Origin of the sequence: Exiguobacterium acetylicum DSM 20416, assembly GCF_000702605.1 — a bacterium.
Taxonomy (GTDB): Bacteria; Bacillota; Bacilli; order Exiguobacteriales; family Exiguobacteriaceae; genus Exiguobacterium_A; species Exiguobacterium_A acetylicum.
In genome coordinates this window covers 1545371-1569018 of record NZ_JNIR01000001.1, presented here as the reverse complement: position 1 = coordinate 1569018, position 23648 = coordinate 1545371, and the positions used below count along the sequence as shown (strand labels likewise).

Annotated in this window: 26 protein-coding genes; 25 read left to right on the top strand and 1 reads right to left on the bottom strand. The window is 48.7% G+C overall.

Features of this window, described 5'->3' with window-relative positions:
* Positions 1–57: 57 nt before the first annotated feature.
* The 9 genes from sdaAB to rnc all read left to right on the top strand — a co-directional run bounded on the left by sdaAB (position 58) and on the right by rnc (position 8084).
* Positions 58–720 carry an L-serine ammonia-lyase, iron-sulfur-dependent subunit beta gene (gene sdaAB, locus P401_RS0108540; protein ID WP_029342101.1) on the top strand — a complete coding sequence of 221 codons (663 nt, stop codon included), beginning with the start codon at positions 58–60 and terminating at the stop codon, positions 718–720.
* 4 nt (positions 721–724) lie between these two features.
* Entirely contained in the window at positions 725–1621 is an 897-nt protein-coding gene (sdaAA, locus tag P401_RS0108535) for an L-serine ammonia-lyase, iron-sulfur-dependent, subunit alpha (protein WP_023468754.1), read from the top strand.
* On the top strand, positions 1605–3635 hold the full coding sequence (gene recG, locus P401_RS0108530) for an ATP-dependent DNA helicase RecG (protein ID WP_029342100.1): 2031 nt from the start codon (positions 1605–1607) through the stop codon (positions 3633–3635). The genes sdaAA and recG overlap by 17 nt, the downstream gene beginning before the upstream one ends.
* Positions 3636–3720: 85 nt before the next feature.
* On the top strand, positions 3721–4290 hold the full coding sequence (gene fapR, locus P401_RS0108525; RefSeq protein WP_029342099.1) for a transcription factor FapR: 570 nt from the start codon (positions 3721–3723) through the stop codon (positions 4288–4290).
* Positions 4287–5282 (top strand): phosphate acyltransferase PlsX, encoded by a 996-nt coding sequence (gene plsX, locus P401_RS0108520; protein WP_029342098.1) that lies wholly within the window; start codon positions 4287–4289, stop codon positions 5280–5282. The genes fapR and plsX overlap by 4 nt, the downstream gene beginning before the upstream one ends.
* A 16-nt stretch (positions 5283–5298) precedes the next feature.
* A complete protein-coding gene (fabD, locus tag P401_RS0108515) occupies positions 5299–6219 on the top strand; it encodes an ACP S-malonyltransferase (RefSeq protein ID WP_029342097.1) in 921 nt (306 codons plus the stop codon).
* Complete coding sequence (gene fabG / locus P401_RS0108510) at positions 6216–6947, top strand: 3-oxoacyl-[acyl-carrier-protein] reductase (RefSeq protein WP_029342096.1); 732 nt, start codon at positions 6216–6218, stop codon at positions 6945–6947. The genes fabD and fabG overlap by 4 nt, the downstream gene beginning before the upstream one ends.
* A 70-nt stretch (positions 6948–7017) precedes the next feature.
* Complete coding sequence (acpP, locus tag P401_RS0108505) at positions 7018–7257, top strand: acyl carrier protein (protein WP_029342095.1); 240 nt, start codon at positions 7018–7020, stop codon at positions 7255–7257.
* A 56-nt stretch (positions 7258–7313) separates the two neighbouring features.
* Entirely contained in the window at positions 7314–8084 is a 771-nt protein-coding gene (gene rnc / locus P401_RS0108500) for a ribonuclease III (protein ID WP_029342094.1), read from the top strand.
* A 70-nt stretch (positions 8085–8154) separates the two neighbouring features.
* Here the strand turns inward: rnc and P401_RS0108495 are convergent, their stop codons facing one another.
* Positions 8155–8355 (bottom strand): DUF1128 family protein, encoded by a 201-nt coding sequence (locus P401_RS0108495; protein ID WP_029342093.1) that lies wholly within the window; start codon positions 8353–8355, stop codon positions 8155–8157.
* A 126-nt stretch (positions 8356–8481) separates the two neighbouring features.
* Between P401_RS0108495 and smc the strand changes: the two genes are divergently transcribed.
* The 16 genes from smc (at position 8482) to dprA (ending at position 23645) form a co-directional block, all read left to right on the top strand.
* Positions 8482–12045: a chromosome segregation protein SMC gene (gene smc / locus P401_RS0108490; RefSeq protein WP_029342092.1), complete on the top strand. Its 3564-nt coding sequence runs from the start codon at positions 8482–8484 to the stop codon at positions 12043–12045.
* Positions 12042–13046: a signal recognition particle-docking protein FtsY gene (gene ftsY, locus P401_RS0108485; RefSeq protein ID WP_029342091.1), complete on the top strand. Its 1005-nt coding sequence runs from the start codon at positions 12042–12044 to the stop codon at positions 13044–13046. The genes smc and ftsY overlap by 4 nt, the downstream gene beginning before the upstream one ends.
* Positions 13047–13145: 99 nt before the next feature.
* Complete coding sequence (locus P401_RS0108480) at positions 13146–13466, top strand: putative DNA-binding protein (protein ID WP_023468743.1); 321 nt, start codon at positions 13146–13148, stop codon at positions 13464–13466.
* A gap of 12 nt (positions 13467–13478) precedes the next feature.
* Positions 13479–14828, top strand: a complete 1350-nt coding sequence (gene ffh / locus P401_RS0108475) for a signal recognition particle protein (RefSeq protein WP_029342090.1) — start codon at positions 13479–13481, stop codon at positions 14826–14828.
* 93 nt (positions 14829–14921) lie between these two features.
* Positions 14922–15197, top strand: a complete 276-nt coding sequence (rpsP, locus tag P401_RS0108470; protein ID WP_023468741.1) for a 30S ribosomal protein S16 — start codon at positions 14922–14924, stop codon at positions 15195–15197.
* Between the two features lie 62 nt (positions 15198–15259).
* Positions 15260–15769, top strand: a complete 510-nt coding sequence (gene rimM, locus P401_RS0108465; RefSeq protein ID WP_023468740.1) for a ribosome maturation factor RimM — start codon at positions 15260–15262, stop codon at positions 15767–15769.
* Positions 15766–16494 carry a tRNA (guanosine(37)-N1)-methyltransferase TrmD gene (trmD, locus tag P401_RS0108460; RefSeq protein ID WP_029342089.1) on the top strand — a complete coding sequence of 243 codons (729 nt, stop codon included), beginning with the start codon at positions 15766–15768 and terminating at the stop codon, positions 16492–16494. Before rimM ends, trmD begins: the two co-directional genes overlap by 4 nt.
* A gap of 112 nt (positions 16495–16606) precedes the next feature.
* Positions 16607–16960, top strand: coding sequence for a 50S ribosomal protein L19 (gene rplS / locus P401_RS0108455; RefSeq protein ID WP_023468738.1), 354 nt, complete (start codon positions 16607–16609; stop codon positions 16958–16960).
* A 103-nt stretch (positions 16961–17063) separates the two neighbouring features.
* Complete coding sequence (lepB, locus tag P401_RS0108450; RefSeq protein ID WP_034786034.1) at positions 17064–17603, top strand: signal peptidase I; 540 nt, start codon at positions 17064–17066, stop codon at positions 17601–17603.
* Between the two features lie 148 nt (positions 17604–17751).
* The gene (ylqF, locus tag P401_RS0108445; RefSeq protein ID WP_029342087.1) at positions 17752–18615 is read left to right on the top strand and encodes a ribosome biogenesis GTPase YlqF; all 864 of its coding nucleotides are present in this window, start codon (positions 17752–17754) and stop codon (positions 18613–18615) included.
* A gap of 51 nt (positions 18616–18666) precedes the next feature.
* A complete protein-coding gene (locus P401_RS0108440; protein WP_029342086.1) occupies positions 18667–19419 on the top strand; it encodes a ribonuclease HII in 753 nt (250 codons plus the stop codon).
* 12 nt (positions 19420–19431) lie between these two features.
* Positions 19432–20298, top strand: a complete 867-nt coding sequence (locus P401_RS0108435) for a flagellar hook-length control protein FliK (protein ID WP_029342085.1) — start codon at positions 19432–19434, stop codon at positions 20296–20298.
* Complete coding sequence (locus tag P401_RS0108430) at positions 20295–20555, top strand: EscU/YscU/HrcU family type III secretion system export apparatus switch protein (protein WP_023468733.1); 261 nt, start codon at positions 20295–20297, stop codon at positions 20553–20555. Before P401_RS0108435 ends, P401_RS0108430 begins: the two co-directional genes overlap by 4 nt.
* Before the next feature lie 87 nt (positions 20556–20642).
* A complete protein-coding gene (gene sucC / locus P401_RS0108425; RefSeq protein ID WP_023468732.1) occupies positions 20643–21803 on the top strand; it encodes an ADP-forming succinate--CoA ligase subunit beta in 1161 nt (386 codons plus the stop codon).
* Positions 21804–21816: 13 nt separating this feature from the next.
* Positions 21817–22734, top strand: a complete 918-nt coding sequence (gene sucD / locus P401_RS0108420; RefSeq protein WP_029342084.1) for a succinate--CoA ligase subunit alpha — start codon at positions 21817–21819, stop codon at positions 22732–22734.
* An 83-nt stretch (positions 22735–22817) separates the two neighbouring features.
* Complete coding sequence (gene dprA, locus P401_RS0108415) at positions 22818–23645, top strand: DNA-processing protein DprA (protein WP_029342083.1); 828 nt, start codon at positions 22818–22820, stop codon at positions 23643–23645.
* The last annotated feature ends 3 nt before the right edge of the window (positions 23646–23648 follow it).

Sequence of the window (23648 nt, the reverse complement as noted above, 5' to 3'; positions counted from 1 at the left end):
CACCATCTGCGATAATAGAGGTGGGATTTCGTTTGTTTCATAGAGAGGGGAAAAGAGATGAAATATCGTAGCGTCTTTGACATCATCGGACCAGTCATGGTTGGTCCATCAAGCTCGCATACAGCGGGAGCTGCACGGATTGGATTGATGGCGGGTAAATTATTCGGGGAAACACCTACTGTCATCCACATCACGTTTTATGGGTCATTTGCTGATACGTATCGCGGACATGGAACGGATGTGGCGATCATTGGCGGGGTTCTCGGATACGACACGTTCGACGACCGGATTCCACAATCGATCGATATCGCGAAGTCGAAAGGGTTTGAGATTCATTTCGAGACGAGTGAGGCGTTGACGGATCATCCGAATACGGCACGTGTCCACTTGTCGAATGGATTAGAAGAGTTTGAATTGGTTGGTATTTCAATCGGTGGGGGAACGATTGAGATCACGGAACTAAATGGTGTACCGCTTCGCTTGTCCGGTGGGGGACCGGCACTCGTCGTCTTACACCATGACCGCTTTGGTGCGATTGCAGCCGTGACGAGCATTTTGGCTGATTACGAAATCAACATTGGGCATATGGAAGTGTCACGGCATGAAAAAGGAAAACAAGCACTCATGGCAATTGAGATTGATGACCGGATAACGGCAGAAGTGTTGGAAGAAATCGATCGGTTACCTCAAGTCGAGCGTGCCGTCATGATGGGAGAGTGAAAACATGTTTAAATCCGTAAAAGAACTCGTCGCCATCGCGACGGAACGAAACATTCCGATTTCGGAAGTCATGATCGAGCAAGAGATGACGGTTCGTCACTTAGAGCGGGATGAAGTTTACGCGATGATGGAGCGAAACCTACAAGTCATGGAAGAAGCAGTCGCTCGTTCACTTGATGGTGATGGTGTCCAGTCGGTGACAGGACTAACCGGTGGGGATGCTGTCTTGCTTCAACGGTACCGTGCTTCAGGTAAAGGATTATCCGGTGATTTATTACTGGACGCCGTTAGTAAGGCAATCGGAACGAATGAAGTCAATGCTGCGATGGGAAAAATTTGTGCGACACCAACGGCAGGGAGTGCCGGCGTCGTGCCAGGTACGTTATTTGCGGTCAAAGATCGCTTAAACCCAACGCGTGAGCAGATGTTACGCTTCTTGTTCACATCCGGTGCGTTCGGCTTCGTCGTCGCGAATAATGCGTCGATTTCCGGAGCAGCTGGTGGCTGTCAGGCAGAAGTTGGTTCAGCAACAGCGATGGCAGCAGCTGCGATCGTTGAGATGGCAGGTGGGACGCCGGATCAGTCAGCGCATGCTTTTGCGATCGCGCTGAAGAACATGCTCGGACTCGTCTGTGATCCTGTTGCAGGACTCGTCGAAGTACCGTGCGTCAAACGAAATGCAATGGGTGGAGCGAATGCCGTTGTCGCTGCCGATATGGCACTCGCTGGAATCACGTCACGGATTCCGTGTGATGAAGTCATCTCAGCCATGCATGAGATTGGTCAGATGATGCCATCTGCGCTTCGCGAGACAGCAAAAGGCGGACTCGCGAATACGCCGACGGGTCGCTGGCTCGAAGCGAAAATCTTCGGAGAGTTATCGAATGAATCCATCACGTGACGTCAACACATTAAAAGGTGTCGGACGGGATTTGGCGAAAAAACTAGAAGAGATGAATATTCTCACCGTTGCGGACGTGCTCGAGCACGTCCCGTTTCGTTATGATGACTTCGTGACGGGAAGTCTAACGGAAGCAATCCATGAGGATAAAGTCAAGTTCACGGGTCAAGTCCAGTCTGAACCACTTGTGCGCTATTATGGCAAAGGAAAGAATCGTTTAACGTTCCGTCTGCTCGTTGAAGAACGGTATAGTGTGACCGTAACGATGTTCAACCGGGCATTCTACAAAGACCAACTGCAGCTCGGGGCAGAAGTGACGGTCAGTGGCAAATGGGACTTACATCGGATGACAATCTCTGCGACGGAATTACAATTTGGAGCAATCGAAGGTGAATTGACACCGGTCTATTCGTTACGTGGCGACATGCGGATGAAGACGTTTCGGCGCGTCGTCGACTTGGCGTTCAAGGAGACTGAGGCATTGGCTGAACGGATACCGGATAGCATCCGGAAGACATACCGGTTACAAGATCGGATGACGATGCTAAAGGCACTTCATTTCCCGACGAATCGACAAGAGTTAACGGCTGCTCGTCGGAGTTATGTCTACGAGGAGTGCCTCTATTTCCAACTGAAATTACAGGCGTTACGTCTTGGGCGACGGAAAGGTCAAGGGGTCGCTCTTCCCCTTCATGAAATGGATATCGCTAATTTCATCAAGAGCCTGCCGTTTCCGCTGACAGGTGCCCAGCAACGTGTGACAAAAGAAATCCTTGACGATATCGGTCTCGGCGAACGAATGAATCGGTTGTTGCAAGGGGATGTCGGAAGCGGGAAGACCGTCATTGCAGCCATCGCCTTATTCGCGACGGTTCGTGCCGGAAGACAAGGCGCCTTAATGGTGCCGACCGAAATTTTAGCGGAACAGCATGCAGCGTCGCTCGCCCCATTGCTTGAACCACTTGGCATTCGGGTCGGTCTACTGACGAGTTCAGTTAAAGGAAAAGCGCGCGCGCACTTGCTCGAAGCCCTCGTGACAGGAGAAATCGACGTCTTGGTCGGAACACATGCGCTGATTCAAGACACCGTCCAGTTCAAGGCATTACACCTCGTCATCACCGATGAACAACATCGCTTCGGTGTCGAACAACGGAAACGATTGCGCGCGAAAGCCGAACAGGCAGATGTATTATATATGACAGCGACACCGATTCCGCGTACGCTTGCGATATCGGTCTTTGGAGATATGGATGTTTCGATCATCGATGAGATGCCGGCGGGACGAAAGGAAATCGAGACCTACTGGGCGAAACCACAACAGATGGAACGCGTTTTCGGGTTCGTCGAGAAAGAGTTGTCGCAAGGAAGACAAGCCTACGTCATCACGCCATTGATCGAGGAATCCGAATCACTTGAAGTTCAAAATGCGATTGAATTACATGCGATATTGACCGAGAGGTTCAAGCCCTATCATGTCGGTTTGATGCATGGGCGCTTGACTTCTTCCGAAAAAGACGAAGTCATGCAGGCGTTCAAGGAGAATACCGTTCAAATCCTTGTTTCAACGACTGTCGTCGAGGTCGGCGTGAACGTTCCGAACGCGTCGATCATCGTCATTCATGATGCAGAACGCTTCGGTCTTGCGCAATTACACCAATTAAGAGGACGCGTCGGTCGAGGTGATGCCCAGTCTTATTGTATTCTAATCGCCGATCCCTCTTCCGATACGGGAAAAGAACGGATCAAGACGATGACGGAGACGAACGATGGCTTCAAGCTAGCGGAAAAGGATTTGAAACTGCGCGGAGCCGGAAATTTCTTTGGTACCGAACAAAGTGGTTTACCGCGATTCGTCTTGACTGATCCTGCGCTCGATATACAAGTCATGGAAACCGCGCGACAAGATGCAGTCCGTTTACTGCGATCGGACGCCTTTTGGCAAGCGCCGGAATATGATGTCTTACGTGACTATATCGAACGACAAGGGCTACTTGAAGGAGAAAGAATCGAATAATACTTGAAAGTGAACAACAAGGGATATATACTACTGTTAGTACCAGGTAATAATAGTGGTCATCCTTCTTGTGGGAGGAACATACATGCGGGTACCTAAAAAAGAGAGACAACAAGAATTATTACAGACGATCGAGCAAAATCCGTTCATCACGGATGAAGCGCTGGCGACACGATTCCGTGTCAGTATCCAGATGATTCGTCTCGACCGGATGGAATTAAAGATTCCGGAATTACGGGAGCGAATTAAACACGTCGCGACCGAACGGCTGGATGATGTGCGTACGTTGACTGAAAATGAAGTCATTGGTGATATGATTGACCTGAAACTCGATACATCTGCCATCTCGATCCTTGAGATTTTGCCGGAACATGCATTTAGTCGGAATGCAATCGCCCGCGGACATATTTTGTTCGCGCAGGCAAACTCGCTTGCGATTGCACTCATCGATGATGAACTCGCGTTGACGACACGTGCGAACGTCCAGTTCACACGCTCCGTTCACGTCGGAGAACGCGTCGTTGCGAAGGCGTTCGTCAGTTCCCATCGTCAAGATGGGCGTTCTGACATCACGGTGGAGAGTTATGTCGGTGAAGAATGTGTCTTCATCGGTGAGTTCACGGTGTATCGAAGTAGTAAGGAGGAATCGAAATGATTTTAGCAGTTGACGCTATGGGGGGCGACCACGCACCCCGTGCCATCGTAGAAGGGGTCGTTGCCTATTTGGCAGAACGTCCAAACGAAGACATCGATATCCGACTAGTCGGAGATGAGTTAAAATTACGCTCATACACAATCGAGGATCCGCGCGTGACGATCGTCCACGCGGCATCCGTCATCACCGGAGAAGATGAACCGGTACGTGCGATTCGCCGCAAGAAAGATAGCTCACTCGTTGTGGCTGCAAACCTGGTGAAATCAGGAGAAGCAGATGCCTTGATTTCAGCAGGAAACACGGGAGCGCTCATGACTGCCGGATTGTTCGTCATCGGTCGAATCGAAGGAGTTGACCGTCCTGCACTGGCCCCGACTTTCCCGACACGTAATGGGAAAGGTGTCGTCATCTTAGATGTTGGCGCCAACCCGGATGCGAAGGCAGAGCATTTGCTCGATTATGCCATCATGGGGTCTGTCTACGCAGAACAAGTTCGCGGCATCACACGTCCGAAAGTCGGACTCCTGAATATCGGATCAGAAGCCGGTAAAGGGAATGCACTGACGAAGGAAACGTATCCGCTACTTGAGACAGCACCGATTCATTTCGTTGGGAACGTCGAGGCGAGAGAAGCGATGAGCGGTGACGTCGATGTCATCGTCACGGAAGGTTTTGCCGGCAATACGTTACTTAAGAGTACAGAAGGGGCTGCCAGTATGATCATGGGTGTCATGAAGGAACAGTTCATGAGCTCGTGGACATCAAAGCTCGCCGCTCTCGTACTGAAACCGAAGTTAAAAAAAATGAAGCAGTTGCTCGCTTATGAAGAATATGGCGGTGCTGGACTATTCGGCATTGCGGCTCCGGTCATCAAGGCGCATGGTTCAAGTAATGCCTACGCATTTAGCCGAGCGCTCGTTCAAGCGGAAAAGATGGTCGAACAAGAAGTCGTTGCCAAAATCGTTCAAGCGAAGGCAACAGAAGCACGTTAAGAAGGAGTGAGACGAGATGGGGAAAACAGTTTGGATGTTTCCAGGACAAGGGTCACAGACGCCTGGAATGGGACAGACGCTTATCACGCAAGACGAGACACGCCAAGCACTCGCTGACCTCGGAACGCGAATTGGTCTGGATCTGACGACGCTGATGACGACAGGGACGAAGGATGAATTGAAAGCGACGGACATCGCTCAACCAGCCATCGTCGCACATAGTGCATTACTCGCACAGCAGTACGCAGCACAAGGACACACACCTGATTTCGTACTCGGACACAGTGTTGGAGAATATAGCGCGCTCGTCGCAGCTTCTGTCATCACACCGTCTGAAGCCGTCTATCTCGTCCGCGAACGCGGAAAACTCATGAATCAAGTCACGGGTGGAACGATGGCGGCAGTCATCGGCATGAATGATGTCGAGGCAGCCCATCACGCGGTCGAATCGATTGCGGCAACGGGAGAGATTGTCCAGATAGCGAACTACAACTGTCCTGGGCAATTCGTCATCTCCGGACAAATTGCAGCGGTCGAATCCGCTACAGCGAAGTTAAAAGAGCTCGGAGCAAAACATGTCTTACCGCTTGATGTATCAGGTGCGTTCCATTCGTCACTCATGACACCATTCGCACCACGATTCGAAGACATTCTCGTCTCGTCACCGTTTGAAGCAGCGAAGACGAAATTCATCTCGAACGTCGACAGTGCGTTCCACGATCAACCAGACGAATTGATTCGTTTGCTCGTTCAACAGCTCTATTCACCGGTTCGATTCGAATCATGCGTCGAGCGTCTGATTGAAGAGGGTGCGGATACATTCATCGAGTTTGGTCCATCATCTCCATTGAGCGGTCTCGTGAAACGAATCAAAAAAGATGCGAAGATCATCAGCATCACGACACTTGAGCAACTGGAAGCGGAGGGAATTCGTTGAGTAAAGTAGCACTCGTCACTGGCGCGTCACGCGGCATCGGAGCTGCCATCGCGAAGCGATTGGCAACAGATGGTTTCCGTGTCGTCGTCAACTATGCAGGAAGCACGGATAAGGCGGAAGCCGTTGTCCGTGAAATCAGGGAAGCAGGCGGAGAGGCACTCGCGATTCAAGCGAATGTCGCTGAAGCAGATGCTGTCAAACAGATGATCAAACAGACAATCGACACGTTCGGTCAACTGGATTGTGTCGTCAATAATGCCGGCATCACGCGCGATGGTTTGCTAATGCGCATGAAGGAAGCGGATTTCGATGCTGTCATCGATACGAACCTCAAGGGAGCGTTTCTTGTCACGCAAGCTGCGACACGTCCATTGTTAAAAACAAGCGGTCGTATCATCAACATCGCATCAGTCGTCGGTATTTCCGGAAATCCAGGGCAAGCGAACTATGTCGCTGCGAAAGCGGGTCTGATCGGGCTGACGAAATCCGTCGCACGTGAACTCGCTAGTAAAGGCGTCACAGTCAATGCTATCTGTCCAGGCTTTATCGAGACTGACATGACGGATGAATTGACGGAAGAACAGCGGAACCTGTCACTCGGGCAAATTCCGTTGAAACGCTTCGGTCAAACGGACGATATCGCTTCACTCGTCAGTTTCATCGCTTCAGATGAAGCGCGATATATCACAGGACAAACTCTTGCCGTCGATGGCGGCATGACGATGTAACACAACTAACGGTAGTACTTTGCCAAATCGGCAATCATCTTATATACTCAACTCATGGAGGGATTTTAAAATGACAAAAGAACAAATCTTAGTAGACGTACAAGAAGCAATCGCAGAAAAATTAGGTAAAGAACAAAGTGAAATCACACTTGATAAATCGTTCAAAGACGACCTCGGTGCTGACTCTCTCGAAGTCATGGAACTCGTCATGGACTTAGAAGACAAGTTCGAAATCACGATCGAAGATGAGCAAGCAGAAAACTTGAAGACTGTCGGCGATGTCGTCAACTACATCGAAACACAAGTCTGATCATTGAAGCTGACCCACCGCATTTTGCGGTGGGCTTTAGCTGTTTAGGAGGAACTATGACGAATCAAAAAGGACGTCGTGTCCGAAAAGGACCCTATGTAAAACGACGCAAGGATGCTCGGACGCTCGCTCAAATCGAGCAGAAATTCGAAGCGTTACAAGAGCGTCTGAATATCACGTTTTCTAATGTCGAGCTATTAAAACAAGCCTTCACGCACTCTTCGTTCGTCAATGAACAACGTGAGTCAGAAGGGGATAATGAACGCCTAGAATTTTTAGGGGACGCTGTCTTAGAGTTGACCGTATCACGCTATCTATTCGAACACTACCCGGAACGTTCCGAGGGGGAATTAACGAAATTGCGAGCGGCGATCGTCTGTGAACCGTCACTCGTCCAATTTGCGAATCACTATCAGTTTTCCGATATGATTCTGTTAGGTAAGGGGGAAGAACTGACCGGTGGTCGGAATCGTCCAGCCTTACTTGCGGATGTCTTCGAATCCTTCATTGGCGCCTTGTATCTTGACCAAGGCATCGAAGCAGCCGAACGATTCCTCGCCGAAGCGGTTTTTCCGAAAGTGGCGACAGGCTTTTTTGAAGAACAGACAGATTTCAAGAGTCAATTACAGGAAGCGATTCAACGTGTCGGTTTAGGTGTCATCGAGTGTGAAATCATCGAGGAGCGCGGTCCGGCGCATAGTCGGGAATTTATCTCGCGTGTCCAAGTCGCGGATGAGCTTGAAGGGATCGGGACAGGCCGATCGAAAAAAGAGGCAGAACAACAGGTGGCAAAACAAGCCTTACTTGAATTAAAGAAACAGTTTTAAGCAACAAAAGGCCGACCATCTCTCGAATGCGTGAGAGATGATCGGCCTTTATCGTGTGAAGTTCGCTTGATTAGACAGTCTTGAGGGATTTCAGTTCGTCGACGATCGCATCGACCTCTGCAAGTGATAACGAGTCGCGCATCATGACGAACTCATAAATCTCTTTTAAGTCCTCATTTTTTGAGCCGTCGAACTGGTCTGCTTTAATGACCCCTTTGTTGATGATGTTCAATTTATCTAAGATTGCTTCAATCATTTGTTCAATCGTCATCGTGTTATTCGCTCCTCTTCTTCTTGTTTCGCATGATACTACCTTAAAACCTATCATGTTGCTAGCGTTTCGGCTATGGTAAACTGAAAGAAATTCAAAAGAAATTTAAACATACGGGTGATCAAGATGTACTTAAAACGAATTGAAATCAATGGCTTCAAATCATTTGCCAGTCGAACTGAACTAGAATTCCTTCCGGGTGTCACGGCAGTCGTCGGACCGAACGGAAGTGGGAAATCAAATATATCGGACGCTGTCCGTTGGGTGCTCGGAGAACAATCTGCGAAGTCCCTGCGCGGGGCGAAGATGGAAGACGTCATTTTTGCCGGCAGTCTGTCTGAACACCGAAAACAATTTGCTGAAGTGACGCTCGTCTTAGACAACGAGTCGGGAACGGTGGCGTTACCGTATCAGGAAATCAGCGTCACGCGTCGTGTCAGCCGCAATGGAGACAGCGATTATTTTTTAAATAAAAAACCATGTCGTCTGAAGGATGTCCTTGATCTGTTCATGGACACAGGCTTGTCACGTGACGCCTTTGCGATCATCGGACAAGGGCGAGTTGAACAAGTCATCTCCGGTAAACCGGAAGAACGTCGTGCTGTCATTGAGGAAGCAGCAGGCGTTTTGAAGTATCGTCATCGCAAGAAGCAAGCAGAGCGGAAATTAAGTGATACGGAAGCGAATCTATCGCGTGTCGATGATATTTTATATGAACTGGGCGGACGAATCGAGCCGTTACGTGAACAAGCGGCGCTCGCGAAAGAGTATCTCGTCGCTCGAGAACGGCATGATGTACTGGAACGTGGCATCTTGGCGCATGAAATCACGACGTATCAGACGGAGCTCGAAACATTGGCGCGTGACATCGCACAATGTGAAGAACGCCTTGCGTCTCAAAAGACGACTTATGAAGAGACCGTCGTGTCACGAGAGAAACAAGAATCGATGCTTGAAGAAGAACGACAACAAGAAAACACTTTGCAGGAGCAACTTCGACATGTCTCGACGCGACTTGTTGAGATCCAAGGTGCCCTTAACCTAGCGAAAGAGCGTGAAAAGCACGGAACCGAGACGAAAGAGCGACTCGAACAAGAGGTTGCCGTCGTCGAAGAACGCGTCAAGGAACTAGAACGCGAATTGACGGCTTTACAAGAACGCCAAGCAGAAGTCGATCAGGAAGCAAAACGGATCACGGCTGAACGAGAACGAGCCGATCAAGCGCTGACACAAACCGATCGTGATTTTGATAAGGAAGCTGAAACATTACGTTCGGAAGCTTTTGATGTGGCGAGTCGATTAGCTGCGACGAATAATGCCTATAACCGGGCGAAGCAAGATCTCATGCAGGCAGAAGAACAACAACGTTCTTTTACGGCGGATAGCGGTACGAAACAATCGACACGTCGTCAACTCGAGGAAGATGTCGCTCGACTAGAAGCGGATGTTGCTTCGATCCGGACGAAGTTGGACCAAGCAACAGAAGAAGAAACAACGGCACTTGTTGCACGAAATGAACAACAACATGCGTTACGCCAAGTCGAACAGTCCGTTGCGGATTTAGAACGACGTCGTCATAAGACGGAAGACCGGATTGAATTCCTTGAATCTGTCAAAGCCGACTATAGCGGTTATTTCGGTGCCGTTAAGACGATTTTAAAACAACGAGATCATCACCCAGGTATTCACGGGGCGGTCGCAGAGTTGATTTCGGTTCCGGCGCGGTTTGAAGCGGCAATCGAGACAGCGCTCGGTGGGGCGATGCAAAACATCGTTGTTGATACCGATGCGACTGGACGTCGTCTGATTCAGGAACTCCGACAATTAAATGCCGGTCGAGCGACGTTCATGCCGCTCGCCTCACTCCAAGCACGTGAAGTTAACCGTTCAGTGCGAGAACAAGTCGGAGGGATGTCTGGATTCGTCGGGATCGCAAGTGATCTCGTGACGACGGATGAGTCGTTGACGAAATTAAAGATGAACCTGCTCGGTACGACACTCGTCGTCGAGTCACTTGAACAGGCGAACCAAATTGCCCGTTCGACAGGACATCGCTATCGTCTCGTCACGCTCGAAGGAGACGTCGTCAACGTTGGCGGTACGATGACTGGCGGAAGTCGGAAGAAGGGTACCCCATTGTTCAGTCAATCGCGTGAGCTCGACGAGTTAAAAGAGGGACTGACACGCGGGCAAGCGGTCATTCGGGAGCAGATGCGCCGCTTGGAAGATCTGAGAGCGGCGATTCAGACGCTTGATGCTACTGCTCGGACGCGGACAGAAACGATTCAAACATTACAAGGACAACTCGAACAATCGCGCGATACGTTAGCAGATGCGAACCGTCATCTTGCTGTCATGACGTCTGAATTATCGGTTGAAGATCGACAGATGGCACGTGTACTCGAACAAGAACAAGAAGCACGTCGGATCATCGAGACGTCGGAAGTCGAGATCGCAAAATGGACGGAGCGTCAAACAGAGCTCAGACAAGCCTTAGATCGTCTCAAGGATGCTCAAGCCCGTGGCGCCGTTACGATGGACGAACTGAAGAAGGAACAAGCAGAAGCAGTTCTCGAAGAGCGGACGATTCAAATGAAACAAGCGCAACTCACGCAAGATATCGAACGCCTGACGGAACAGGTCAGTCACGCGAAGCTTGAGCGTAGTCATAAACGCCGTGACTTGCGTCATGTCCTTGAAGGATTCGATGAAGCGAAAATCGATGCCTTGCATGCGGAACAGCGTGAACAGGAACAGGAACAACAACGGGTCGAGACCGAACTCGTCGCGATCGGACAACGGATTCAAGTACAAGCAGAATCCTTGCGCTTGATCCGGATCCGCGAAGCGAAGACAAAGGACGATCAACAAACGACGAAACAGACACTCGAGCAACTTCGACTTTCTCAAGGGAAAACAAGTACACGTCTTGAGACAAGACAAGAAATGCTTGAAGAGATGGGATTACTGCTCGAACTGATTGCACCACTCGATCTATCGTATGATGAGGCGAAAGAGGAAATTCATCTGCTCAAACGCCAACTCGAAGAAATCGGCATCGTCAATATCGGTGCGATTGAGGAATTCGCGGAGGTCGATGAACGGTTTACGTTCCTGTCAGCGCAACGGGATGATCTCGTCGCTGCTAAAACGGATCTCTATGGCGTCATCGAAGAGATGGACCGAGAAGTCATTCGGTTGTTCCGTCAAACGTATGATGCTGTCCGTGAACACTTCCGGGAAACATTCCGAGAGCTATTCGGGGGCGGTGAAGCCGATCTAGTCCTCGTTGACCCGAGTGATCTGTTGACGAGTGGAATTGATATTGTCGCGAAACCGCCTGGTAAGAAGCTGCAAAATTTGTCGCTCTTGTCTGGTGGAGAGCGTGCTTTGACGGCAATCGCTTTATTATTTGCGATTCTTAAGACACGTCCCGTTCCATTCTGTGTCCTCGATGAGGTCGAGGCAGCGCTTGATGAAGCGAACGTCGCGCGATTCGGCGAGTTCGTCCATCAGCTAGCACGCGAGACACAGTTCGTCATCATCACTCATCGTAAAGGGACGATGGAGGCAGCAGACGTCTTATATGGTGTCACGATGCAGCAAAACGGGATATCTGAAGTGTTATCCGTTAAACTAGAAGAGGCACGGCGTACATTAAGTGAAGAACCAAAGGAGATTAAACAATGAGTTTCTTTAAAAAACTGAAAGACCGCTTGACGACTTCGACACAAGAAGTCACGACTAAATTCACGGAAGGCTTGACGAAGACACGTGACGGATTAGCGAGTGCCGTCAATGATCTCGTCTACCGCTTCCGAGAAGTTGATGAAGACTTCTTCGAAGAGTTAGAAGAAGTGTTGATCCAAGCCGACGTCGGTGTGACGACGACGATGGATTTGGTCGAGGAATTAAAGACAGAAGTTAAACGACGTAACGTCAAGGATCCAAAACAAGTCCGAGACGTCCTCGTTGAAGTCGTTGCGAAGATGTTAGTCGAAGAAGAAGAGACAGCTCTCGATCTCGATCATGAGCTGAATGTCATCCTCTTCGTTGGTGTCAATGGCGTTGGGAAGACGACGACAATCGGGAAACTTGCGAACCGATTAAAACAAGAAGGCAAGAGCGTGATGTTAGCAGCGGGGGATACGTTCCGGGCGGGTGCGATCGATCAATTGCAAGTCTGGGGTGAACGCTCCGGTGTACCGGTCATCCGCCAAGGCGAAGGGTCCGACCCGGCTGCTGTCGTCTATGACGCCGTCCAAGCAGCAAAAGCACGTAAGGTTGATGTCCTGATTTGTGATACGGCAGGACGTCTTCAAAACAAGGTCAACCTGATGAACGAACTTGAAAAGGTCAAGCGTGTCATCGAACGTGAAATTCCAGGTGCACCCCATGAAGTGTTACTAGCACTTGACGCAACAACAGGGCAAAACGCGATGGTGCAGGCAAAAGCCTTCAAACAAGCGACGAACGTCAGCGGGATCGTCTTGACGAAGCTTGATGGAACGGCAAAAGGCGGGATTGTTCTTGCGATTAAGAACGAGCTGAATCTGCCGGTTAAGTTCGTTGGTCTCGGTGAAAAAATCGATGATTTACAACCGTTTGACGCAGAACAATTCGTATATGGCCTGTTTGGCGATGTCTTTGAAGAAAAAGAAAACGTCGACACGGAAGAAAGCGCTGAATAAGCGACGTTTCATGTAAAGAAAAAAACTTGACAACACACTGTGAGGGCTGTACTATACTATCTGTAAAGGAATTTCACTTAACATTGCGGAGGTGCTCGGATGACACTTGATAAAACGAACCGGATGAATTATCTGATTGACTTTTATCAGGAGCTTTTGACGCCAAAACAACGGAATTACATGTCACTCTATTACTTAGATGACTTTTCCTTAGGTGAGATCGCCGATGAGTTTGAAGTCAGCCGACAAGCAGTCTACGACAACATAAAACGCACGGAAGCCATGCTCGAGCAGTATGAAGAACGACTATCCCTGTTCAAGAAACACGAACGGCGAAAGCAGTTACTCGATCAGCTGAAGCAATGCGACCTTCCGGGTGAAGCCCTAGTGATCATTGAGACATTGGAGCAATTAGAGTAGGAGGCATTCTTAATGGCATTCGAAGGATTATCGGAACGGCTTCAAGCCAGTCTCGCTAAAATGCGAGGTAAAGGTAAGATTTCTGAAGCAGACGTCAAAGAGATGATGCGCGAAGTTCGCTTAGCGCTACTCGAAGCCGACGTCAACTTCAAAGTCGTCAAACAATTCGTAAATGATGTAAAGGAACGCGCCGTCGGACAGGATGTCATGACGTCTTTGACGCCAGGGCAACAAGTCGTCAAAATCGTCCGTGATGAATTGACGAATCTGATGGGTGCAGAAGTGTCACCATTGACGCTTGCGAACCGTCCTCCGACCGTCATCATGATGACGGGTCTGCAAGGGGCAGGTAAAACAACGACAACTGGTAAACTTGCCAATCATTTACGTAAAAAACATAATCGTAGTCCTTTGCTTGTTGCAGCGGATATTTATCGTCCGGCAGCAATCAAACAATTAGAGACACTCGGAAAACAATTGGAGTTACCGGTCTTCTCGATGGGAGATCAGGTCAGTCCGCAAGAAATCGTTACCGGTGCACTCGATTATGCAAAAGAGCATCATCACGATATCGTGTTGATCGATACGGCAGGTCGCTTACACGTCGATGAGGAACTGATGCAGGAACTCGTTGATGTGAAGGAGATCGCCAAACCGCATGAAATCTTCCTTGTCGTCGATTCGATGACGGGTCAGGATGCTGTCAACGTCGCAGAGAGCTTCAACGAGAAGCTTGGCGTAACGGGAGTCGTTCTGACGAAGCTCGACGGAGATACGCGAGGTGGTGCAGCACTCTCCATCAAGGCAGTCACCGGAGCACCGATTAAGTTCGTCGGTCTTGGAGAGAAGCTCGATGCCATCGAACCATTCTATCCCGAGCGGATGGCGTCTCGGATTCTAGGCATGGGAGACATGCTGACACTGATTGAAAAAGCAGAGTCACAAATGGACGCTACGCGTGCCAAAGAGTTAGAAAGCAAAATGCGCGATGCATCGTTTACATTCGATGATTTCATCGAGCAGTTGCAGCAAGTGAAACAGATGGGTCCACTCGACGAACTGTTGGGAATGATCCCTGGGGCAGGTAAAGGGAAGATGAAGGGGTTGAAAAACGCCCAAATCGATGAGAAGCAACTCGTGTATGTCGAAGCGATCATCCAATCGATGACGAAACGAGAGCGGACTGAACCTGAAATCTTGAATGCGAGTCGCCGGAAGCGGATTGCCCGCGGTAGCGGACGCAGTATCCAAGAAGTCAACCGTCTCATTAAACAGTTTGAAGACATGCGGAAAATGATGAAACAATTTTCCGGACAGATGGGCAAAGGGAAAAAGAAAGGCTTTGGCCTTCCATTCTTTTAAAAGTCTTTTCTCTTTCGCTGTAACGTTGTATACTAATGAAGTTGTCAATTTGACTAAACGAAAAAATTATTTATTATTTGGAGGGACTTACGAATGGCAGTTAAAATTCGTCTTAAGCGCATGGGCGCAAAAAAATCACCTTTCTACCGTGTGGTAGTAGCAGACTCACGTGCACCACGTGATGGTCGTTTCATCGAGCAAATCGGATACTACAATCCAGTTGCTAAACCAGAAGCAGAAGTTAAAATCAACGAAGAGCTAGCTCTTAAATGGCTCTCTGAAGGTGCTAAACCTTCGGACACAGTTCGTAACCTCTTCTCACAAGCTGGTATCATGGAGAAATTCCACAACGCGAAACTCGCGAAGTAAGACGTTAGGAGGTGAGCGAAAGCTTACCTCCTTTTTTTAATTCAAGAAAGGAAGTGAAACGAATGGAATGGTTGGAAATTGCGAAAATCGCTAATACGCACGGTCTAAAAGGGGAATTGAAGTTACTCGCGAGCACGGATTTCCCGGAGGAACGCTTTAAAGTCGGGAAGGAAGTCTTTCTCGGCTCTGAAGGCACGTATACACCGGTAACAATCAGTGGCTACCGAAAACATAAACAATTCATCATGGTGACGTTCAAAGGGATGCATCATATCAATGATGTCGAGAAGTATAAAGGATTGAAACTCTATGTCCACGCAGAAGACTTGCAGGACTTAGACGAACATGAATTTTACTATCATGAAATCATCGGTTGTACGGTCTACGACGGTGAGACGAAAATTGGTGTCGTCTCCGATATTCTCGAGACAGGAGCGAACGATGTCTGGACGATCAAACGCGATGGGAAAAAGGATGTCTTGATTCCGTATATTGAACAAGTCGTTGCTTCCGTTGATGTCGAACAGAAACGCATCCAAATCACGCCGCTTCCGGGACTGATCGAAGAATGAACATCCGTGTGTTGACGCTGTTTCCAGAAATGTTTTCAGCGCTCGATCATTCGATCGTCAAGCGAGCGCAAGACGATGAACGCGTCATGCTCGAAACAATCAATTTTCGGGACTTTTCAACGAATCGGCATGGTAAGGTCGATGATTATCCATATGGTGGAGGAGCTGGCATGCTGTTGACACCTCAACCCGTCTTCGATGCGATGGCGAGCCTGCCGGAACGAAAACGACGAATCATCGTCATGACACCGACCGGTAAACGTTTTTCGCAACGGATGGCAGAAGAGTGGGCAAACGAAGAAGAACTAGTCTTCTTATGTGGTCACTATGAGGGGTTTGATCAGCGAATTCATGATCAGTTGGTGACGGATGAGGTCTCGCTCGGAGACTTTGTCTTGACGGGAGGAGAACTTGCTGCGATGACGATGATCGATGCTGTCGTCCGACTTTTACCGGACGTCCTCGGTGCATCTGCGAGTCACGAAGATGATTCCTTCTCGACGGGGCTACTTGAATATCCGCATTATACACGTCCGGCAGAATATAAAGGGCACCGCGTACCCGATGTCTTGTTATCAGGCAACCATGCCCGGATTGAAAAATGGCGACGGGAACAGTCGCTAAAACGGACATATGAGCGTCGTCCCGATCTCCTCGTTGATGCACCGTTAACAGAAGAAGATCAGCATTATTTAGACTCGATTTCAGGATTGTCAAACGACTGAATCTATGATAAGTTAAAACATGTGGCAAAAGCCACCCATTAACGATGTTCCGCTGTCGGATGCTTGAAGCAAATGAAGATAAGAACATTGGTGAAAAAAGGAGAAATCATTCATGAACACACAACAATTGTTCCGTGAACTTACACAAGAACAAATCAAGTCAGACGTCCCTGCGTTCCGTCCTGGGGATACAGTCCGTGTACACGTTAAAGTCGTCGAGGGTACGCGTGAGCGTATTCAGCTCTTCGAAGGCGTAGTCATCAAACGTCACGGTGGCGGCATCAGTGAAACATTCACAGTCCGTAAAATTTCTTACGGAGTTGGCGTTGAGCGTGCATTCCCGCTCCACTCACCACGTGTTGCACAAATCGAAGTCGTTCGCTACGGTAAAGTCCGTCGTGCGAAACTTTACTACCTCCGTAACCTTCGTGGTAAAGCGGCGCGTATTAAAGAAATTCGTCGTTAATCATGTGAAAAAGTGGCTTGTCTCCGGACAAGCTTCTTTTTTTGCCGTTTATGCGTATACTAGTCCTTAGGAAGAAATTGCGTTAATCAAGGGAGTGGAATTCGTGAAGGAGTTATTCAGTTGGGTAAAGGCGCTCGTCGTAGCGCTCGTCATCGCGTTCATCATTCGAACGTTCCTGTTCGTACCCGTCATCGTTGATGGGGAATCGATGATGCCAACCTTACACAATGCGGATCGAATGATCGTTAATAAGGTCCCGTACTATTTTAATGAACCAGAAAGAGGCGATATCGTCGTCTTCCATGCAACGGAAACTCGAGATTACATCAAACGGGTCATCGCTGTTCCAGGAGATACGATGTATTACAAAGACGATACGTTGTATGTCAACGATAAGAAAGTAGCTGAACCGTATTTGAAAGAATACAAAGCCCAGATGAGTGGTGTGCCATTGACGGAAGACTTCACGCTTGAAGAGCGAACAGGTGAAACGACTGTTCCGAAAGGGAAAGTATTCGTCATGGGAGACAACCGTCAAAATTCAAAAGATAGTCGTGATATCGGTTTCGTGGATGAAGAACAAATCGTCGGAACGACGAACTTCGTCTTCTATCCATTCAATGATGTACGCTCTGTCGATTAAAACGAAAGAAGATGAGACGCTTGCCGTTAAAAGTAAGCAGCTCATCTTCTTTTCTCGTCTTAAGTTGCGTATACTAGGGAGTGGATGTTTTTTTCATGTATCGTATGATCAGCAAGAAGTCCAGGAATATATGAACGAGGTGAAGGATATGACGATTCAATGGTTCCCCGGTCACATGGCCAAAGCACGTCGGGAAGTCACAGAAAAATTAAAGTTGATCGATGTGGTGATCGAACTCGTCGACGCACGTCTTCCGATGTCGAGCCGTAATCCGATGGTCGAACAGATCACGGCAGGTAAGCCGCGATTGATTGTCCTCAACAAAGCGGATATGGCAGACAAACGAGTGACGGAACAATGGATGCAGGCATTACGAGCAGATGGTGTCGATGTCGTCGCGGTTGATGCGAAGCACAATAAAGGATTGAATCAAATCCATGAGGGCGCTTTACGACTAATGAAAGAAAAACATGCACGGATGCGGGAGAAAGGTCGGAATCCGAGTGCGATTCGTGCCTTGATCATTGGTATTCCAAACGTCGGGAAATCGACGCTCATCAATCGACTTGCCGGCCGAAATATCGCCATCACCGGTGACCGTCCAGGTGTGACGAAACGCCAGCAGTGGATCAAGATGAAAACAGGTGAGATGGAATTACTCGATACACCAGGTATTCTCTGGCCGAAGTTCGACGATCAAGTCGTCGGCTATCGTCTAGCAGCAACAGGAGCGATCAAAGATGATATCTTAAACATCGACGATATCGCGCTATTTGCCCTTCGTGAGCTAAAGACACGGTATCCGGAGCAGTTACGTGAGCGTTATCGACTCGACGAAGTATCGGGAGAAGCGGTTGATGTACTCGAAGCAATCGGTAAAAAGCGTGGTTTCGTCTCAGGGGGTTATGTCGATTTCGAGCGGACGAGCGAAATGCTCCTGCATGAATTGCGAACGGAAAAGCTCGGTCGGGTGACGCTTGAAACAGTCGAAGAGTGGGAAACGAATGCATAACGGACTTGGACATCCTTTGATGTCCAAGTTTTTTTCAAAGGAGCAGGGTGTATGAAAATAGCCGAATTAAAAGAACGATTGCAAAAAGCAACACTAGAAGAATTTATTCAACTGAAGCAGGAACTGGCGACAGATGCGCGAAAAGGGGTGCATACACTGTTTCGTCAGACAGAGCGACGATTTGCGCTCGAAGAGCAGCAACGGATCGATTTCAAGGAACGACTCGCATTTGAAGACGAATATCGTCAACAAGGGTACGTTCGAATTGCAGGAGTGGACGAAGTCGGACGAGGTCCACTAGCTGGTCCTGTCGTCGCAGCAGCTGTCATCTTACCAGACGGTTTCTATCATCCGGGACTAACGGATTCAAAACAGATGAGTAAAGTACAGCGACAAGCGGCACTTAAGCATTTGCAAGAAGTTGCTGAGATTGCGATCGGCATCATCGAACCGGCTGAAATCGACGAAATCAATATCTATCAAGCATCGAAACAGGCGATGCAAAATGCTCTACGTCAATTGCAACCGGATGCCTTACTCGTCGATGCGATGACACTCGACGACGATATACCACAACTCTCTCTCATCAAAGGAGATGCGCGAAGTGTCTCAATTGCTGCTGCAAGTGTCGTTGCGAAAGAGACACGAGATGCGATGATGGAACAATACGCGATCGAGTATCCGGGATACGGATTTGAAACACACGCAGGTTACGGAACACCGATACATTTACAAGCGCTCGATACACTGGGCGTCACACCGATTCACCGGAAAACATTCCGTCCTGTCAAAGAACGTCTCTAGGAGGGATCGAGCATGCAAATCGAACATCGTGCCTTACTTCCATTTAAAATCATCGATCATGCGAACCTGCCGTTACGGGAAGGAGCAAACATCGTCGGTAAAGTATTGAAACTGTTGCCGGACGGATTGATGGAACTCCAAGTCGGTCAACGCGTCTTGACGGCTGGGACAACGGCTGAACTAAAAGAAGGGAACATGTATCGCTTTCAAGTCGTTTCAGCAGAGGGACAACCGGTCTTAAAAATCATCTCGACCGAGTCTGTTCCGCAAAAGTCGGCTCTACCACAGTTACTCGATTCCTTTTTACAGCGTCAGACGGTACCGACTGCGGAAACACGTGAACTCCTAAAGCAAATCGGTCAACCGGTAACAGAAGGAGAAGCAAAGCAGCTAAAGCACGCTCTTACCGAACTCGTTCAACTGGCAAAGGGTGACGAGACAGGTCGAACGCTTGATCGAAAGACGAGTGATCAGATTTTAGCGCAACAACTCGTTCAAGCAACAAACGAAGCAGGGAAAGGAGTCTATTTATTTCAATTACCTCAATTTGGACCTTTCGAAGATGTCGATCTCATGATGGAAGCACCGTTCGAACGGACGTTTGATCCAAATCATGCCCGCGTCGTGTTGTATCTTCAATTACCGGCGCTCGGTGAGGTCGCTGTTGACGTCTTGATCGCAGACCGGAATGTTTCGATTTCCGTTTTTCATCCGAATGCGCACGTCGATACGTTCATGCAAGCCTACACACCGCAAATCCAGACTCGTTTAGAGGAACAAGGCTATGTATTGACGCGATTCGATTGGGTCGAACAGACGAAAGAGCGCGTACCGCATGATATCTCAACGCGTAATGGAAGGGTGGATCTTCATATATGAAAAAAGCAATAGCTCTATCATACGAAGAACAGATGCATGCCCCAAAAGTCGTCGCTAAGGGATCGGAACATATCGCGGAACGGATTTTAGAAGAGGCATTGAAACATGATATTCCCATCCGACAGGACGAAACGTTGATGACGTTACTAGACGCTGTCCAAGTATCGGAACAGATTCCAGAAGAATTGTACGGTGTCATCGCTGAGTTATTCGCCTTTTTATATCGTCTCGATCAAGATGAAATTCTGAAAAAATAAAGCTTTCGGTCGATAACGATAGACAGCGCTTCCAATTTTAACTACAATGAAAGAGCCGAAACTAAAGGGGTTAAGGGGGATTTTTTCATGAATGTACATGAGTATCAGGCAAAAGAATTACTTCGTTCGTACGGTGTACCCGTACCAAACGGAATCGCAGCCTTCACCGTCGAAGAGGCGGTCGATGCATCAGAACAATTGTCAGGCCCGATTAAAGTCGTCAAAGCTCAAATTCACGCGGGGGGACGCGGTAAAGCAGGTGGCGTCAAGCTTGCGAAATCGCAAGAAGAAGTGAAGGAATATGCGACGGAGTTACTCGGCAAAACGCTCGTCACGCACCAAACAGGTCCAGAAGGAAAAGTCGTTCAACGTCTTCTCGTCGAAGAAGGTTGTGCGATTGACAAAGAATACTATCTTGGAATCGTACTTGATCGTGTGACAGGACGTGTTGTCATCATGGGATCAAGCGAAGGTGGTATGGACATCGAAGAGGTGGCGGAAGCGACACCAGAAAAAATCATCAAAGAAGTCGTTGATCCTGCGGTTGGTCTTCAAGGATTCCAAGCGCGTAAACTTGCGTTCGCAATGGGTGTTCCAGTGAAGCTCGTCAACAAGTTCGTCGGTATGGTCACAAAACTCTACAACTTCTTCGTCGACAAGGATTGTTCGATCGCAGAAATCAACCCACTCGTTACGACGAAGGATGGCGAAGTCCTTGCATTAGATGCAAAGTTGAACTTCGATTCAAACGCGTTGTATCGTCATGCGGATATCGTAGCGTTACGTGATGAAACAGAAGAAGATCCACGTGAAGTCGAAGCGTCGAAAAGTGATTTGAACTACATCGCGCTCGATGGAAACATCGGTTGCCTCGTCAATGGTGCGGGTCTTGCCATGGCAACGATGGATATCATCAAACACTTCAGTGGTGATCCTGCAAACTTCCTCGATGTCGGTGGTGGTGCGACAAAAGAGAAAGTTACAGAAGCATTCAAACTGATCTTATCAGATGAGAACGTCAAAGGGATTTTCGTCAACATCTTCGGTGGAATCATGAAATGTGACGTCATCGCAGAAGGTATCGTTGCGGCGACAAAAGAAGTCGGTCTCGAATTGCCACTCGTCGTTCGTCTTGAAGGGACGAACGTTGATGCAGGGAAACAAATTCTCAAAGATTCAGGTCTAGCGATTACAGCAGCTACATCAATGGCAGACGGCGCAGAAAAAATCGCTGCGCTCGTGAAGTAAGGGGGAGCTAAAGATGAGTATTTGGGTGAACGAATCGACGAAAGTCATTATTCAAGGGATTACTGGTAACCAAGGGATGTTCCACGGTGAACAGATGATCGACTACGGCACAAACCTCGTAGGCGGTGTCACACCAGGAAAAGGCGGTACGGAAGTACTCGGTGGTGTTCCTGTTTTTGATACGGTCGCACAAGCGGTCGAAAAAACGGGTGCGAACGCATCGATCATCTACGTTCCACCAGCATTCGCAGCGGATGCAATCATGGAAGCAGCAGATGCGAGCATCGCGTTGATCATCTGTATCACGGAAGGTATTCCAGTTCTTGATATGGTCAAAGTAAAACGTTACCTCGAAGGCAAACCAGTTCGTCTTATTGGACCGAACTGCCCTGGCGTCATCACTCCAGGTGTCGCGAAGCTTGGTATCATGCCAGGATATATCCATACACCAGGTCATGTCGGTATCGTCTCACGTTCTGGGACTTTGACATATGAAGCTGTCCATCAATTGACGACAGCAGGCATCGGTCAATCGACAGCTGTTGGTATCGGGGGCGACCCGGTCAATGGAACGGACTTCATCGATACGCTCAAAGCGTTCAATGAAGATCCAGAAACAAAAGCTGTCATCATGTTAGGGGAAATCGGTGGAACAGCTGAAGAAGAAGCGGCTGAGTGGGTCAAAGCGAACATGACGAAACCAGTCATTGGTTTCATCGGTGGTCAAACAGCTCCTGCCGGCAAACGGATGGGTCACGCAGGTGCGATCATCTCTGGCGGTAAAGGAACAGCTGCTGAAAAAATCAAGACACTCCGTGCAAACGGAATCGAAGTAGCAGAAACACCAGCTGTCATTGGTGAGACGTTAATCCGTGTCATCAAAGAAGCAGGGATCTATGACGAGTGCGTGACGAACAGCACAGTCAAATAAATCAAAAAAAGAAGCTGTCCTGATCAAATCAGGACGGCTTTCTTCTATATAAATAAGAAGCTTAAATAAGGAGCGCTGATCTCATGAAACGTGAACTGTATGTCCGCTTCGCCATGTGTCAGGTACCCTACACGATCGTCCGATTGATTGAGCAATTCGGAATCGTTCCAAGTCATGAATTACCCGTTTCGACGCGTCTTCGAAAACGGTATGAACAAGCACTACAGCTTGATTGGATCGAAGAGTCGATTCTAGTCAAAGGAGATCGGCTGTTTCCGACTGTGTTACTGACGATCCCTCAACCTGTCTATGCCCTCTTTTACCGCGGTGACCCGTCCCGCCTAACTCTTCCACGCGTCAGTATCATCGGTAGTCGAACCCCTTCACCGCAACACCTTTCCCGCATGCGTTTCCTGCAACCCTTCTTTCACCCCGATCTCGCCACCGTTTCCGGAGGTGCCTATGGCATCGATGCCCTCGTTCATCGTCTATCCTTAAAACATCAGCAAACAACGATTGCGGTTCTTGCTGGCGGACTTGATCGTCTATATCCCACTTCCCATGCTACTCTTTTTGAACGGATCCTCTCAAACGGTCTTCTTCTCTCCGAATATCCATCCGGAACTCCTATTCAAAAATTTCAATTTCTAGAACGGAATCGCATCATCGCCGGATTGTCCTCCTCGTTGATCATCGTCGAAGCGGCGAAACGAAGCGGTACGATGAATACTGCAAGTCACGCACTTGATCAAGGAAAAGATGTCTATTGTTTGCCGGGTTGTCCAACTGAATCGTTCTTTACCGGAACGAATCAATTGATCGCAGAAGGAGCGATTCCACTCCTTAATCCGGAAGAAGTTTCAAAAAGTATTCGGCTGAACGTTGACAAATGGGAATCGAGACTACTATGATAA